Origin of the sequence: Streptomyces sp. CHD11 (assembly GCF_018638295.1) — a bacterium.
In the GTDB taxonomy this organism is placed as follows: domain Bacteria; phylum Actinomycetota; class Actinomycetes; order Streptomycetales; family Streptomycetaceae; genus Streptomyces.
On record NZ_JABTTS010000001.1, the window covers coordinates 244,828 to 260,120 of the forward strand.

Consider the following 15,293-nt stretch of genomic DNA (forward strand, 5'->3'; position numbering starts at 1 on the left):
GTCCCTTCCCACTCCGGCGCAACCATGCTACAAGCCGCTCCGGCAGCCCGCGCCCGCGGACGGTGGCAGCCCGAACCGGCCACGACCTGGTGAAACGCACAGTCGCCTCGGGCGCTCGTCCGCGAGTGAGGACGAGCGCCCGGGGCAGGGCGGGGGCCGGCGCCCGCGGTCCGGTCAGACCTTCTCGGTCATCCGGGCCGCGGGAGCGGGCGGGCGCTCGTCCGCCGGAGTGTCCGGCGCCGCGTTCAGCTCCGCGAGCATGTTCTTGGTGAAGCCGAAGTAGTAGGTGGCGAGGAAGCCCGCCACGTAGCCGACCAGCAGGCCTGCGGCGTAGACGGCGATCGTCCGTCCGAGGCCGTGGCCGCCGTCGAGGAGCGGGAAGAGCGCCCAGCCCGAGGGGCCGATCGCGGTGGAACCCACGTCCGTGCCCAGCTGGTTGAGGAGACCGACGAACGCGCCGCCGAAGGCGCCGCCCGCGCACGCGGTGATGAACGGACGTCCCAGGGGCAGCGACACGCCGTAGATGAGAGGCTCCCCGACGCCGAGGAATCCGGGCCAGAGCGCCGACTTGACGGTGGTGCGGATGGAGGTGTTGCGGGGCAGGCGCAGATAGATGGCGATCGCGGCACCGACCTGTCCCGCGCCCGCCATCGCGAGGATCGGCAGCAGGACGGTGAAGCCGGCTCCCTCGATCAGGGTCGTGTGGATGGGGATCAGAGCCTGGTGCAGACCCAGCATGACCAGCGGCAGGAAGAGGCCGCCGAGGAGGAACCCGGCGCCCGCGCCGCCGTGGGTCAGCAGCCAGTCGGCGGCGTCACCGATCCAGGTGGACACCTCGCCGGCCAGGAACATCAGTCCGAACAGAGTCGCCAGTCCGGCCACGAGCACCGTGACGGTGGGTGTCACCAGGACGTCGACGGACTCCGGAACCCGGCGACGGCACCACTTCTCCACGTACACGCCGAGCCACGCGGCACCCAGGGCGCCCAGTACACCGCCCTGCCCCGGCGAGAGGTGCTGGCCGAACGCCTCCACCTCGGCCACTCCGGCGTAGACGACGATCGACGCGACGGCGCCGCCGAGGATCGGTGTCCCGCCGAACTCCTTGGCCGTGTTGTAGCCGACGAACACGGCGATCAGCGCCATGAACCCGGAGGCGATGGCGGCCAGGGCCGGGGTCACGCCCGGCAGCCAGTGCAGGTTGACGAGCAGTCCGTTCAGGCCCGCGACGATGCCGCAGCCGATGAGCGCGGGGATCAGCGGCACGAAGATGTTCGCGATCCGGCGCAGGAACAGCTTGAACGGTGTCGCGTTCCTCGCCTTCCGCTCCGCGCGGAGCGCCGCTCCCTGCGCCGCGAGCCCTTCGGCCGTCACGGGGCCGGCCCCGGGGTCCGGTGCGGCCGCGCCCCGCTCCTCCTCGACCAGGGACTCGAACTCCGGGGTGACACGCGCCACCGTGCCCGGTCCCAGCACGATCTGGTAGGTGTCGTCCTCCACGACCCCCAGGACCGCCGGCAGTGCCCTGAGCCGATCGTCCTGGACGAGGGACCGGTCCCGAAGCCCCAGCCTCAGCCGGGTCATGCAGTGGGCCACCGACGTCACATTGTCCGCGCCTCCGACCAGAGGGAGGAGGGCGGCAGCGGTGGCGTGGTGCTTGTTCTCTTCGCTCATGGTGCGGTCATGCCTTGCTGTGAGGGGGTCGGCACGTCGGTCGGCTGCGGCTCGGAAATTTACTTTCGGCGGTTTCACCTGCGGGTGAAAGATATTTTCAGAGATCGCACGCGTCAAGTGCCCTCCGTGACGGCGCTCACCTGCCGCCCACCGCACCTGCGGGGCGGAGCCGGGCGGTTCACCCTGCCGGTGTCCCGCGCACCGCCCATGCGGCGCACGTCACATCCGGCGGCTGTCACACTCCGCGGGCCGGCCCGGTCATCAGGGTGTACGCCCCAACGGCCAACGGCAGCAGGAGGTTCACGGCATGGACGCGCGCATCGACTTCTTCGGCAACTCCCTCGCGGGCAAGGTCCTCAAGCACATCAACTCGGCGAACAAGGTGGTGCACGACTCGACGCTCCCCGTCACCACCCAGGAACTGGTCAAGATCCGCGCCAGTCAGATCAACGGCTGCGGTTTCTGCACCGACATGCACACCAAGGACGCCACCGCTGCGGGCGAGACACAGTCGCGCCTCAATCTGGTGGCCGCCTGGCGGGAGGCCACGGTCTTCACGGAAGCCGAGCGCGCGGCCCTGGAGCTGTCCGAGCAGGGCAGCCGCATCGCGGACGCCGCCGGCGGGGTGACGGACGCGGCCTGGGCGGAGGCGGCCAAGCACTACGACGAGGACCAACTCGCCGCGCTGATCTCGCTGATCGCCGTCATCAACGCCTACAACCGCATCAACGTCATCAACCAGCAGCCGGCCGGCGACTACCAGCCCGGCCAGTTCGGCTGAGAGGCACCTGTCCCTCCCCCTTCTCCCCCGGCCCGGGACGTACGGGCCGGGGCAAGGGCGTGCCCCGGCCCGGTGTGGAACGGCCCGGTGTGGAACGGCCCGGTGTGGAACGGGCCGGTGAACACGAACGAACAGGGCCCCGAGCGCCCCGAACGAGCCCGCCCCGCACCGCGGAGCCCGTCCGGAGCCGGCCTGGCCGGCCTCGCCGGGGCCGGCCGGGTCCCGCTGGGTCTCGGTCATGACGGCCGGTGGGAACCTCCCGGCGGCAAGGTGGACCCCGGGGTGAGCTTCGAGACCGCCGCCGCGCGGCGCGGGAGCCACCTGGGGACGCCGAGCGCCCGTGACCGCCGCGGAGGATCCGCTGACTGGTTGCCGGGTGACGCTGGTCATCTGGTCCTCCCCTGCTCATGAGCCGAGGTAGGTTCCGTTTCTCAGGCATCCGTAAGAGCGCGGTCCCCAGCGACGCTCTAATCCTGGCCTCAGGTTGACCGGGGAGAATGAGCGGCAAAAACATCGACTGGAAGGGGGCGGGCCGGCGTGCGGATCATGATCGCGGATGACGACGTGGCCATCCGTGAGTCGCTGGAGCGGGTGCTCCAGGTCGAGGGTTACGACACGAGCACCGTCGCCAACGGTTTCGCCGTGCTCGAAGGGGTCGGCGGGGCCGGCGGTGACACGCTGGATCTGCTGCTCCTCGACGTGATGATGCCCCGCCTCGGCGGGTTGGAGACCTGCCGGCGGTTGCGGGCCGCGGGCCGGGATCTGCCGGTGCTGATGCTGACCGCCCGTGACCAGGTCTCCGACCGGGTCGCGGGGCTGGACGCGGGCGCCGACGACTACCTGCCCAAGCCGTTCGCCACCGAGGAGTTGCTGGCCCGGGTGCGGGCCCTGCTGCGCCGGCGCACGCCGACCGACGAGGAGTCACAGATCCTGTCGTTCGCCGACGTCCGGCTCGATCCCGACAGGTTCGAGGCGTGGCGTGGCAGGCGGCCACTGCACCTGACCCGGACCGAGTTCTCCCTCCTGGAGGTCCTCGTCTGCAACGCGACCCGGGTCGTGACCCGCGACGCGCTGTTCGAGGCGATCTGGGGCTTCGGCATGAGCTCCACCGCCAACAACCTCCAGGTATACGTGAGCTACCTGCGCCGCAAGCTGGAGGCCGACGGTGAGCCGCGATTGATCTACACGCTGCGCGGCCTGGGATACACGTTGCGGGAGACTCCTCCATGAGCGGGCCCGCCGGCCGGGAACCGCGCCGGCTGACCCGATGGTGGCGCCTGCGGTCCCTGCGGACCAGGCTGACGGTGATCGCGGCGACGGCCATCGCGGTCAGCGTGTTCGCGGCCTTCCAGGTGGCCAGCGAGCTACTGGACCGGGAACTGCGGGACACCGCCGAGGAGCAGTTGCGCGCCGACTCCCGCGTCCTGGCGACGAGCGCGGAGCGCGCCGGTCTGGCAGAGGTCCAGCTACCGCCGTATCCGGGGTCCGGTCGGCTGGTGCGGGTCATCCTGCCCGACGGCTCGATCCGGACGCCGGCCGGCCAACCCGCGCTGCCCCCGGTCAGCGAGCACGCCGGGCGCGTGGCGCGGGGCGCGTCGGCCGACCTGATGGAGTCGAACGACAGCGACGAAGAAGGCTACGCCGTCTACACGCTGCGGGCGGGCGACGGCGCGGTCCAGGTGGCCCGCGCCGTCGACGACAGCCCGATCAACCGGTTCGGGTTCGGCATGCTGCTGATCGGGCTGCTCTGCGTGGTCGGCGGCGCCCTTGTCGGGCGGACCGTGGCGCGGACCGGGCTGGCACCGATCGACCGGCTGACCGCCGCCGCGGTACGTGTCGCGCACACCCGGGATCTCGACGCCGACATCCCGGATGAGGGCGGTGGGGAGATCCGGCGGCTGATCCAGTCGATCAACGACATGCTCACCGCGCTCCGGGACTCCCGGCAGGCCCAGCGGCTGCTCGCCGAGGACGCCGCCCACGAGCTCAAGACCCCGCTCACCAGCCTGCGCCTCAACGTGGAGCTGCTGATGCGGCTCGACCGGCGCGGCACCCTGGACAGCGCACTGCCGGCGGAGAGCCGGACCCGGCTGCTCAACGATCTCGGTGCCCAGGCGGCCGAGTTGAGCACCCTTGTCGCCGAGCTGACCGACCTGGCGCGCGGTGACGTCAGCGACGAGAGCACCGAGGTTCTCGACCTCGCCGACGTGGTGCTGGCCGCCGCGACCCGGGCGCGTTCCCGCGTGCCCGACATCGAGGTCGCGCTCGACGTGACCTCGGTGTGGGTGAGCGGGCGTCCCGCTGCGCTCGAGCGGGCGGTGCTCAACCTCATCGACAACGCCGGCAAGTGGTCCCCCGCGGACCGGCCGGTCCATGTCCGGCTCCGTGCCGAGGGCGCGTCGGCGGTACTCGAGGTCGACGACGCCGGGCCGGGCATCGACGCCGCCGACGTACCGCGGGTGTTCGACCGGTTCTACCGTGCCGACAGCGCCCGGGCGTTGCCCGGATCCGGTCTGGGGCTGTCGATCGTGCAGCGGGTCGTCGACGCCCACGGCGGCCGGGCCACCGTCGCCCGCTCCGCACGCGGTGGCGCGCTGCTTCGGGTCTGCCTTCCGGCCGCGGCCCCGCCCGCCCCGATCGCGCGGCTCACCGCCGGGGAGGACACCACGGCGTGCTGACCCTCCCCGGTGGCGCGGCGCGGGTCGGGGGACCGGCCCCCGGGCATGGCATCGCGCGGCTCACCGCCGGGGCAGGACACCGCGGTGCGCCGGCCCCAGCGTCCGCCGGCGCGGCGCGGGACCGAAGCGGCGACCGTCGGCCCATGGAAAGATCCGGGACGGGGTTGGGTCCCCGTCCCGGATGTCGTCCGTGCCGCCGCGCTCACCGTTGCAGCGCGTGCTCCTCGTCGTCGGCGAGCGGCTGTTGACCGGCCGGCAGCTCCGCCGCCGGCCGGGACAGCCGGCTCGGCCACCAGATCCGGCGGCCGAGCAGCAGGGTGAGGGCGGGCACCAGGACCGACCGCACCAGCAGGGCGTCGAGCAGCACGCCGAAGGCGACCAGGAATCCGACCTCGACCAGCATCACCAGCGGGAGTGTGACGAGGACCCCGAACGTGGCCGCCAGGACCAGGCCTGCCGAGGTGATGACGCCACCGGTGGCCGAGAGGGCCTTGAGCATGCCCTCTCTGGTGCCGAGACGCGCGGTCTCCTCCCGGGCCCGGCTGGTCAGGAAGATATTGTAGTCGACGCCGAGCGCCACCAGGAACAGGAATGCCAGCAGCGGCACCGAATAGTCGATGCCCTTGAACCCGAGGATCGTGTCGAAGACGAACACGCTGCCGCCGAAGGCTGCGGCGAACGAGACGATCACGGTGGACATCAGGACCAGCGGGGCCAGGACCGCGCGCAGCAGCAGTCCGAGGATGATCAGGACGACGACGAGCACCAGCGGGATCACCAGCTTCTCGTCGCGCTTGGTGGTCACCTCGGTGTCGAGGTTCTCCGCACTCGGCCCGCCGACGATCGCCTCCGCCCCGCTCACCGCGTGCACGGCGGTGCGCACCCGCAGAATCGTGTCGTACTCCGCGGCGGTGTCCGGCGCGTCCTTCGGGAACACCGAGATGTTGGCCCAGCCACCGCTGGTCTGCTCCGGGACGGCCATGGCCACGCCTCGCGTGTCCTTGACGACGTCGAGCACCTGCTCCTGGTGCGCCGGCCGCGTGAAGACCGTCATCGGCTGGCCGCCGAGCTCCGGGAAGTGCTGGCGGAGAACGGTGAAGCCGGTGACCGACTCCGGCGCGGACAGGAACTGGTCCTGCTCCCGCAGGGCGCCGGTGTTGCCCGCCAGCCCGAGGGCGAGCACGCCGAGGACTCCGAGCGAGCCGAGCGTCGCCACCCACCGGCGGCGGCTGATGGCGGTGCCGAGCCGTCCCCACAGCCCCGGCTTCTCCACCACGGCCGTGCTGAACCGCGGGATGGCCGGCCAGAAGATCCGCCTGCCGAGCACCACGAGCACCGCCGGGAACAGCGTCAGCATGGCCACCAGCGCGCACAGGATGCCGGCCGCGCCGATCGGGCCCAGCCCGCTGGTGCTGTTCAGGTCCGCGACGAGCAGGCAGAGCAGGCCGGCGACCACGGTGGCCGCGGACGCGACGATGGCCGGCGCCGCGCCGCGCAGCGCGTGGACCATCGCGACCCGGACGTTTTCATGGTGGTGCAGTGCCTCCCGATATCGGGCGATGAGCAACAGCGCGTAGTCCGTGCCGACGCCGAACACCAGGATCGTCAGCAGCGCCGAGTTCTGGTCGTTGACCACGATGCCGAAGCCCTTGACGAGCAGGTAGACGGTCCCCATCGAGGTCAGTGCGGCCGCGCCGACGGTCACCAGCGGGATGATCCACAGCACCGGGCTGCGGTAGGTGAGGATCAGCAGGAGCGTGACGACGGCGATGGTGGTGAGGAGGACCTGCTCGTCGATGCCGTCGAAGACGGCATCCAGGTCGCCGTCGATCGCGCCCGGGCCGGTCACGTCGAGTTCCAGACCGGAGGGGCGGTCCTTCGCGGCGTCACGCAACGGGCCGACGATCTCCTCCGGTGGACCGTGGGCCGTGCTCACATCGAGGGTGAACGTCATCGCCTTGCGGTCGGTGGAGAGGCTCGTCGGTGAGCCCTCGTCGTCCTCGCCGGCCGCCTCCGTCGTCTTCGGCGGGTACCGCTCGGCAAGGGTGTCGTAGTGGCTCTCGACCGTCGCGCGGTCGGCGGCGGTGATGCCGCCGGCCCGGTGGTACACGAAGACGAACGTGCTGTCCTCACCGCCGGGGAGACTGTCGTCCAGCGCCGCCACCTTGGTGGACTCGGCACCGGCCGGCAGGGTGTCCACGGCGCTGTCGGTGGTGACCGAGCTCAGCTTTCCGCTCAGCGGCACCATGCCCGCCGCCAGCACCAGCCACAAGCCGATCACCAGCCATGGCACCCACCGGCCCGACAACCGGCCGGCCGGCGCTTGCCCGGACGGCGCTGCGTTGACTGCCATCACTAGCCTCCTGCATAAGAGTTGCATCGCTTATCTGGATGCCTCTTCCTACTGAGCGAAGCTGAGACGACTGTTAATGGGCTGCTCAGGCCGGTTGGCCGAACCATGTGCCCGGCGTTACGCACCAGCGTGGTGGCGTCGACGTCCGTTCGGTCCGTGCGGGCGGTGACGGTGTTGATCCGTCCGGTCCACGCGGCCGCGGCGCCGCGGCGTTCGCCCATCGGATGCCGCCCCACCAGGGCGTACTGGTCGGGAGTGATGCCCGGTGAGGCGTGCTGGTGGGCGATACGCCCGAGCACCGCAGGACCTGGCGGATCGCCGTCGAACGGGAACGCGTCACCGACGGCCGGGTTCCCGAGGGCGAGGTGTCGTCCTGGACGCACGCCGACGCCCGTCCGGGCGACCTCGTGCGGGCGTCCCTGCCCTTCGGCGCCAGGTGCCGCCCGAGGGCGGCGGCCCGCTCGTGCCCGCCTCGGCCGGCATCGGCATCACACCCATGCTGTCGCGGACGTCACCCGGCCGGCTCCGCCCGCGGGCGCCACCGCCCTTCTGTGCGGCCGCTGCCCTTCATGCGGGCCGTCCGCGGTGACCTGCTCGGTCAGAGGGCCGGCCCGGAGGACATCCACCACGAGGTGTTCGGACCCGGCCTCTGGCTCAGCAGGGGCCGTCCTCGTCTGCCTGAGGGCGGGCGACTCCCGGTGGTACTGCTCAGCGGTACCACCGGGGGCTCCCGGCCCGCGGGAAGGCCCTGACGACGGGCGGCGTCACCGGATGCGTTCCCAGCCCCGGTGCGGGGCGCGGGAGCCGAGCCGGGCATCGCGGCTGCGGTAGACGATGTAGGGGCGGGTGAGATAGCCCAGCGGCGCCGTGAGCATGTGGACCAGCCGGGTGAACGGCCAGGCGGCGAAGAGCAGCAGCGCGCTCAGGGCGTGGAGCTGGAAGAGCACCGGGACGCCCGTCATCAGGTCCGGGTCGGGCTGCAGGTAGAAGATCGAGCGGAACCAGGGGGAGATGGTCTCCCGGTAGTTGTAGCCGCCGCCGACGATGTTCGCCGCCACGGTCGCGGCCAGGCCCAGCCCGATGGTCACGGCCAGGGAGAGGTACATGGCCTTGTCGTTGCGGGTGGTGGCCGAGAAGACCGGGCCGACGGTGCGCCGCCGGTAGATCAGGATGGCCAGTCCGCCGACGGTGCAGACGCCTGCGATGGTGCCGACGACGACCGCGAGGACGTGGTAGGTGTGCTCGCTGATGCCGACGGCGTCCGTCCAGCTCTCGGGGACGAGCAGACCGCCGATATGGCCGAGCAGCACGAAGAGGACGCCGAAGTGGAACAGCGGGCTGCCGATGCGCAGCAGACGGCGTTCGTGGAGCTGGGACGAGCGGGTGGTCCAGCCGAACTTGTCGTAGCGGTAGCGCCAGATGTGGCCGAGCACGAACACCGCCAGGCTGACGTACGGCAGCGCGACCCACAGCAGGATGCCGCCGGTGCCGGATTCCACCGCCAGGGTGAGGTGCTGCTGGGCTGCGCTCATCGGGGGCCTCCGGCGGACGGGGCGGGCATGTACTCGGGTGGCGCGTAGGGATCCAGGCCCACCTGTTCCTCGGGCGGTCCCTCGGCGGCGAGCCGGGCGACCGCGTCGCGTTCGTCGCCGGCGAGCGCGGGCAGGGTGGCGGAGACGGAGGCCAGCAGATCGGCCCAGGGTGCCTGGTCGTCGCGGAGGGCGAGGCGCAGCAGTTCCAGGCCGGCCCGGTGCTGGGTGAGCAGGCGCAGGCCGGTCGCCGGGTCGGTGGCGGCGAACTCCAGGACGACGGCGAGGTGGTCGGGCAGTTCGTCGTCGGTGATCCGCCAGCCGGCCCTGGCGTAGGTCTGCTTCAGGCGCACCAGCGCCAGGCCCCGCTTGCGGGTGTCGCCGTGGGCGTAGTAGGTGAGGTACGGGCAGCAGCGTTTGCGGTGGTCGAAGGTGGTCACATAGGCGGCGGCCAGGGCGTCGGTGCCGGCGTCCTCGGCGTGCTCGACGAAACGGAGCAGGGGTCCGCCCACCTCGGCGGGCAGCGCGGGGACCGTCCGCCGGGCCAGGGAGAGGTGGTCTGCCTGGTCCTCGTCGGGGTAGCCCAGCAGCAGGGACTGGAGCTGCCAGGCGTAGGTGTGCCAGGGCTGGACCTGGTGCGCGGGCCTGATCCGGAACTTGTTCCTCATGGCTTCGGTTCGACCTCCCCGTCGCTGTCCGGACTGTCTGGGCCGTCACCGGTCCCGGGCGGGAAGAGGCCCGGCGGACTGCCCTTGCCGTCCCAGTTGAGGAGGTTGACGCGGGCCTCCTTGCCGGTGGGGGCCGCGGGGGTGTCGGAGGTCTGCCGGTCGCGCAGGGCGTGGAAGTTCTCCACCGCGATCGGGGCGGCTCCGCCGGAGGCCTCGCCGAAGGGGCCGGAGCCTCCCATGCCGGGACCGCCCTCGTAGTCGAGGCTGCACTCGGTGGCCAGTTCCTCGAGGCTGTGGGCCTGTTCGGCGTGGGCGCTCGGGATGACGTACCGCTCGTCGTACTTGGCGAGGGCGAGCAGCCGGAACATGTCGTACATCTGCTCCTCGTCCATGCCGACGGACCCGGGGATGGAGGCGTCCGGTTCGCGGCCGAGGTTGATGTCCCGCATGTAGGCACGCATGGCGGCCAGCCGGCGCAGCACCGCGTCCACCGGGGCGGGGTCGCCGGCGGTGAACAGCTGGGCCAGGTAGTCGACGGGGATGCGCAGGGCTTCGACGGCGGCGAACAGGTTGCCGTGGTCCTCGGCGTCCCGGCCGGTGTCGCGGACGGCGTCGACGACCGGGGACAGCGGCGGGATGTACCAGACCATGGGCATGGTGCGGTACTCCGGGTGCAGCGGCAGCGCCACCTTGAAGGTGTTGATCAGGGCGTGGATCGGCGAGCGCTGCGCGGCCTCGACCCAGTCCCGCGGTATGCCCGCCTTCTCCGCCTCGGCGACCACCCCGGGGTCGTCGGGGTCGAGGAAGACCTGCCGCTGGGCCTCGTAGAGGTCCTTGTCGTCGGGGGTGGAGGCCGCTTCCAGCACCTTGTCGGCGTCGTACAGGACGAGGCCGATGTAGCGCAGCCGGCCGACACAGGTCTCGGAACAGACGGTCGGCAGGCCCACCTCGACGCGCGGGAAGCAGAAGGTGCACTTCTCGGCCTTGCCGGTGCGGTGGTTGAAGTAGATCTTCTTGTACGGGCATCCGGTCACGCACATCCGCCAGCCTCGGCACTTGTCCTGGTCGACCAGGACGATGCCGTCCTCCTCGCGCTTGTAGATCGCGCCGGAGGGGCAGGACGCCGCACAGGACGGGTTGAGGCAGTGCTCGCAGATGCGCGGCAGGTAGAACATGAAGGTCTGCTCGAACTCGAGCTTGATCTTCTCCGAGACCTGGTTGAGCAGGACGTCCTTCTCGCCGTGCTCGGAGGATCCGCCGAGGTCGTCGTCCCAGTTCGCCGACCAGGAGATCTTCATGTCCTTGCCGGTGATGAGGGACTTGGGGCGGGCGACCGGGGTGTGCTCCTGCAGCGGGGCGTTGGTCAGGGTCTCGTAGTCGTACGTCCAGGGCTCGTAGTAGTCGTCCAGGGAGGGCAGTACGGGGTTGGCGAAGATGGTGATCAGCTTCTTGAAACGGCCGCCCGCCTTGAGTGCGAGCCGGCCCTTCTTGTTGAGCTCCCAGCCGCCGCGCCACCGCTCCTGGTCCTCGTAGCGGCGCGGGTATCCCTGACCGGGCCGCGTCTCCACGTTGTTGAACCACACGTACTCGACGCCGGTGCGGTTGGTCCACGCCTGTTTGCAGGTGACCGAGCAGGTGTGGCAGCCGATGCACTTGTCGAGGTTCATCACCATCGCCATCTGGGCCATGACACGCATCAGTACGTCACCTCCTGGTCGGTGCGGCGGCGGATGACGGTGACCTCGTCGCGCTGGTTGCCGGTCGGGCCGAGATAATTGAAGGCGTAGCTCAACTGGGCATAACCGCCGATGAGATGGCTGGGCTTGATCAGCAGTCGGGTGAGGGAGTTGTGGATGCCGCCGCGCCGTCCGGTGGTCTCGGTGCGGGGGACATCGATCAGCCGGTCCTGTGCGTGGTACATGTACACGGTGCCCTCGGGCATGCGGTGCGAGACGATCGCGCGGGCGGCGACGACGCCGTTGCGGTTGACCGCCTCGATCCAGTCGTTGTCCCGCACCCCCACCTTCGCCGCGTCCTGGGTGCTCATCCAGATGTGCGGACCGCCCCGGGACAGGGACAGCATGAAGAGGTTGTCCTGGTACTCGGAGTGGATGGACCACTTGCTGTGCGGGGTCAGGTAGCGCACGGTCACGCCGAGTTCGCCCGTCTCCCCCAGACGCGGCTCGTCGAAGAGCGCATGCATGTTCAACGGTGGCCGGTAGACCGGCAGTTGTTCACCGAGGGCGGTCATCCAGTCGTGGTCGAGGTAGAAGTGCTGGCGGCCGGTGAGGGTGTGCCAGGGCTTGGACCGCTCGACGTTGACGGTGAACGGCGAGTAGCGCCGCCCGCCGGTCTCCGAGCCGGACCACTCCGGCGAGGTGATGACCGGGACGGGGGCCGCCTGGGTGTCGGCGAAGGTGATCTGCTTGCCCTCGTGCTCGGCGGCCAGGTCCGCGAGCCGGGTGCCGGTGCGGGCTTCCAGGGTGTGGAAGCCCTGGGTGGCGAGATGTCCGTTGGTGGTGCCGGACAGGGCGAGGATCGCCTCGCATGCCTGGGAGTCGCGGGCGATCGATGGGCGTCCGTCGGCGGCTCCGCCACGCACGGTGCCGTTCTTGTGCCGCAGATAGTCCAGTTCGCGGTCCACCTTGAAGGTGACACCCTTGGTGGTGGCGCCCAGGGAGTCCAGCAGGGGGCCGAGGGCGCCCATCTTGTCGGCGACGGCACCGTAGTCGCGTTCCACGGTGATCAGTTTCGGCATGGTGCGGCCGGGCACCGGCTCGCACTCCCCCGCCTTCCAGTCCCGCACCCTGCCGTGCGGGTTGGCCATCGCGTCGGGGGTGTCGTGCAGCAGCGGCGCGGCCACCAGGTCCTTGCGCACGCCGAGGTGGCCGGCGGCCTGACGGCTGAACTCCTTGGCCAGGGTGTGGAAGATGTCGAAGTCGGTACGGGTCTGCCACGGCGGGGAGATCGCCGGGTTGAAGGAGTGCACGAAGGGGTGCATGTCCGTGCTGGACAGGTCGTACTTCTCGTACCAGGTCGCCGCGGGCAGCACGATGTCGGAGAAGACGGTGGTGCTGGTCATCCGGAAGTCGAGGGTGAGCAACAGGTCGAGCTTGCCCTCGGGGGCCTCGTCGCGCCACACCACGTCCCGGGGGCGGGCGTCGGGCGGGGCCTCGGTGGCGCGTACCGAGTGGTCGGTGCCCAGCAGGTGTTTGAGGAAGTACTCGTTGCCCTTGGCCGAGGAGCCCAGCAGGTTGGCCCGCCAGATGGTGAGCACTCGGGGGAAGTTCTCCGGTGCGTCCGGGTCCTCGCCCGCGAACCCGAGGCGGCCCGCCCTGAGTTCGTCCACCACGTGCTCGCCGGCGGTGCGGCCCGCCGCGTCGGCCTCGTCGGCCAGGTCGAGGGGGTTGCGGTCGAAGGTCGGATACGAGGGCATCCAGCCCATCCGCGCCGAGGCCGCGATCACGTCCGCCGTGGACTTCCCGGCGAACGGGCCCCCGGCCCCGGCCGCCGCGAGGGTGTCCGCGGAGAACGGGTCGTAGCGGAACTGGTCGCTGTGCAGGTACCAGTAGGCGGTCTGGATCATCTGCCGGGCGGGGCGGTTCCAGTCCGACGCGGTGGCGATCGTCGAGTAGCCGGTGATCGGCCGGACCTTCTCCTGGCCGACGTAGTGCGCCCAGCCACCGCCGTTGACGCCCTGGCAGCCGGTGAGGGTGGTCAGGGTCAGAAACGCCCGGTAGATGGTGTCGGAGTGGAACCAGTGGTTGGTCCCCGCACCCATGATGATCATCGAACGGCCGCGCGAGTCCGCGGCGTTGGCGGCGAACTCGCGGGCGATGCGCGCCGCCCGGTCCGCGTCCACACCGGTGATCGCGGCCTGCCAGGCCGGGGTGTACGGCTCCTCCGCGTCGTCGTAGCCGGTGGGCCAGTTCCCGGGCAGCCCCTCGCGGGCCACGCCGTACTGGGCGAGCAGCAGGTCGTACACCGTGGTGACCGGCCGTCCCGCGATCCGGCGCACCGGCACTCCGCGCCGCAGCCGTGCGGCGCCGCCGTCCGGGGCGTCGAAGCGGGGCAGTCCGACGACGGCCGGGGCCTCGTCGCCGCCCTCGGCGGACAGCAGGGGGCGGGTCTCACCGAGGTCGAGGTTCCATTTCCCGGCGCCGGACTCGCCGAAGCGGTCGCCGAGGGTGCCGTTCGGCACCACGGGCAGGCCGGTGGCCTCGTCCAGCAACACGGTCCTGAACTCGGCGTTCTCGGCGCGGGCGTGGTCGCCGCCGAGGTCGGAGGCGGTGAGGAACTTCCCGGGCGTGTACGTGCCCGGCTCCTCCCCGCTCTCGTCGAGCGTGACCAGGAAGGGAAGGTCGGTGAACCGCCGGACGTAGTCGGTGAAGTACGGGGTGGCGCGATCGACGAAGAACTCCTTGAGGACCACGTGTCCCATGGCCATCGCCAGCGCGCCGTCGGTGCCGGGCTGGGCGGCCAGCCACTCGTCGGCGAACTTCACGTTGTCCGCGTAGTCCGGGGAGACCGCGACGACCTTCTGGCCGCGGTAGCGGGCCTCGGCCATCCAGTGGGCGTCCGGGGTGCGGGTCACCGGAACATTGGAGCCCCACATGATCAGATATCCGGCGTCCCACCAGTCGCCGGACTCCGGTACGTCGGTCTGGTCACCGAACACCTGCGGCGAGGCGACGGGCAGGTCGGCGTACCAGTCGTAGAAGGAGAGCATCACCCCGCCGAGCAGGGAGTAGAAGCGCGCCCCCGCGGCGTGGGAGACCATCGACATGGCGGGAATCGGGGAGAACCCGGCGAGCCGGTCCGGGCCGTACTCCTTGATGGTGTGCACATGCGCGGCGGCGGCCATCTCCGCCGCCTCGGCCCAGGACGCCCTGACGAGACCGCCCCTGCCGCGGGCCCGTTTGTAACGGCGGGAGCGCTCGGGGTCGTTGACTATGTCCGCCCACGCGGCCACCGGGTCGCCGAGGCGGGCCTTGGCCTCCCGGTACATCTGCAGCAGCACACCGCGCACATACGGGTAGCGGACCCGGGTCGGCGAGTAGGTGTACCAGGAGAAGGCGGCGCCCCGGGGGCAGCCGCGCGGCTCGTACTCGGGGCTGTCCGGGCCGACCGACGGGTAGTCGGTCTGCTGGGCCTCCCAGGTGATGATGCCGTCCTTGACGTACACCTTCCACGAGCAGGAGCCGGTGCAGTTGACGCCGTGGGTGGAGCGCACCACCTTGTCGTGCGACCACCGGTCCCGGTAGAACTCGTCCGCCTGACGGCCGCCCTTGCGATGCATCGAACGAAGGTCCTCGGAGACCTCGGTCCGGGTGAAGAAGCGGCGTGAGCGGACCAGTGCCTCGGCCACCTCACCGTCCATGCCCGGGGGACCGCCCTCCCGGCCCTTCCTCCCCGGTGTCGGGCTCGCTTCCGTGCTCACGCGGTCGCTCCTTCCCGGACGCCTCGCGTCCATGGCATGCCCGCTCGGGACCCAGCGGTTGTACGCACCGGCTCGCCTTACCTGACCATCGGACAGATATTCGGAATCAGTGCATGTTTTTGATCGCCAGTCCCTTTGTACTCTCCTTTCACTCCGAACGGGGGAGGACCGGG

9 protein-coding genes and 1 pseudogene are annotated in these 15,293 nt (G+C 71.0%); 4 read left to right on the forward strand and 6 right to left on the reverse strand.

The window, feature by feature from the left end; genetic code table 11:
* Positions 1-174: 174 nt before the first annotated feature.
* Complete coding sequence (locus HTV45_RS00995; RefSeq protein WP_215203617.1) at positions 175-1,671, reverse strand: PTS transporter subunit EIIC; 1,497 nt, start codon at positions 1,669-1,671, stop codon at positions 175-177.
* A gap of 307 nt (positions 1,672-1,978) precedes the next feature.
* On the opposite strand from HTV45_RS00995, the gene HTV45_RS01000 reads away from it, so the two are divergent.
* The 4 genes and pseudogenes from HTV45_RS01000 (at position 1,979) to HTV45_RS01015 (ending at position 5,130) form a co-directional block, all read left to right on the forward strand.
* On the forward strand, positions 1,979-2,452 hold the full coding sequence (locus HTV45_RS01000; protein WP_215203618.1) for a carboxymuconolactone decarboxylase family protein: 474 nt from the start codon (positions 1,979-1,981) through the stop codon (positions 2,450-2,452).
* Positions 2,453-2,569: 117 nt separating this feature from the next.
* Positions 2,570-2,761: pseudogene (locus HTV45_RS33840) on the forward strand (NUDIX domain-containing protein); the annotation flags it as partial.
* Positions 2,762-2,989: 228 nt separating this feature from the next.
* Complete coding sequence (locus tag HTV45_RS01010) at positions 2,990-3,682, forward strand: response regulator transcription factor (protein ID WP_308308958.1); 693 nt, start codon at positions 2,990-2,992, stop codon at positions 3,680-3,682.
* Positions 3,679-5,130: a HAMP domain-containing sensor histidine kinase gene (locus tag HTV45_RS01015; protein ID WP_215203621.1), complete on the forward strand. Its 1,452-nt coding sequence runs from the start codon at positions 3,679-3,681 to the stop codon at positions 5,128-5,130. Before HTV45_RS01010 ends, HTV45_RS01015 begins: the two co-directional genes overlap by 4 nt.
* 202 nt (positions 5,131-5,332) lie before the next feature.
* Here the strand turns inward: HTV45_RS01015 and HTV45_RS01020 are convergent, their stop codons facing one another.
* From HTV45_RS01020 to HTV45_RS01040, 5 genes are all read right to left on the reverse strand, one after another.
* On the reverse strand, positions 5,333-7,483 hold the full coding sequence (locus HTV45_RS01020; RefSeq protein WP_215203622.1) for an MMPL family transporter: 2,151 nt from the start codon (positions 7,481-7,483) through the stop codon (positions 5,333-5,335).
* A 764-nt stretch (positions 7,484-8,247) separates the two neighbouring features.
* Positions 8,248-9,015, reverse strand: a complete 768-nt coding sequence (gene narI, locus HTV45_RS01025; RefSeq protein ID WP_215203623.1) for a respiratory nitrate reductase subunit gamma — start codon at positions 9,013-9,015, stop codon at positions 8,248-8,250.
* Positions 9,012-9,680, reverse strand: coding sequence for a nitrate reductase molybdenum cofactor assembly chaperone (gene narJ, locus HTV45_RS01030; protein WP_215203624.1), 669 nt, complete (start codon positions 9,678-9,680; stop codon positions 9,012-9,014). The genes narI and narJ overlap by 4 nt, the downstream gene beginning before the upstream one ends.
* Positions 9,677-11,377, reverse strand: a complete 1,701-nt coding sequence (narH, locus tag HTV45_RS01035; protein ID WP_215203625.1) for a nitrate reductase subunit beta — start codon at positions 11,375-11,377, stop codon at positions 9,677-9,679. Before narH ends, narJ begins: the two co-directional genes overlap by 4 nt.
* A complete protein-coding gene (locus tag HTV45_RS01040; protein ID WP_215203758.1) occupies positions 11,377-15,060 on the reverse strand; it encodes a nitrate reductase subunit alpha in 3,684 nt (1,227 codons plus the stop codon). Before HTV45_RS01040 ends, narH begins: the two co-directional genes overlap by 1 nt.
* Positions 15,061-15,293 lie beyond the last annotated feature (233 nt).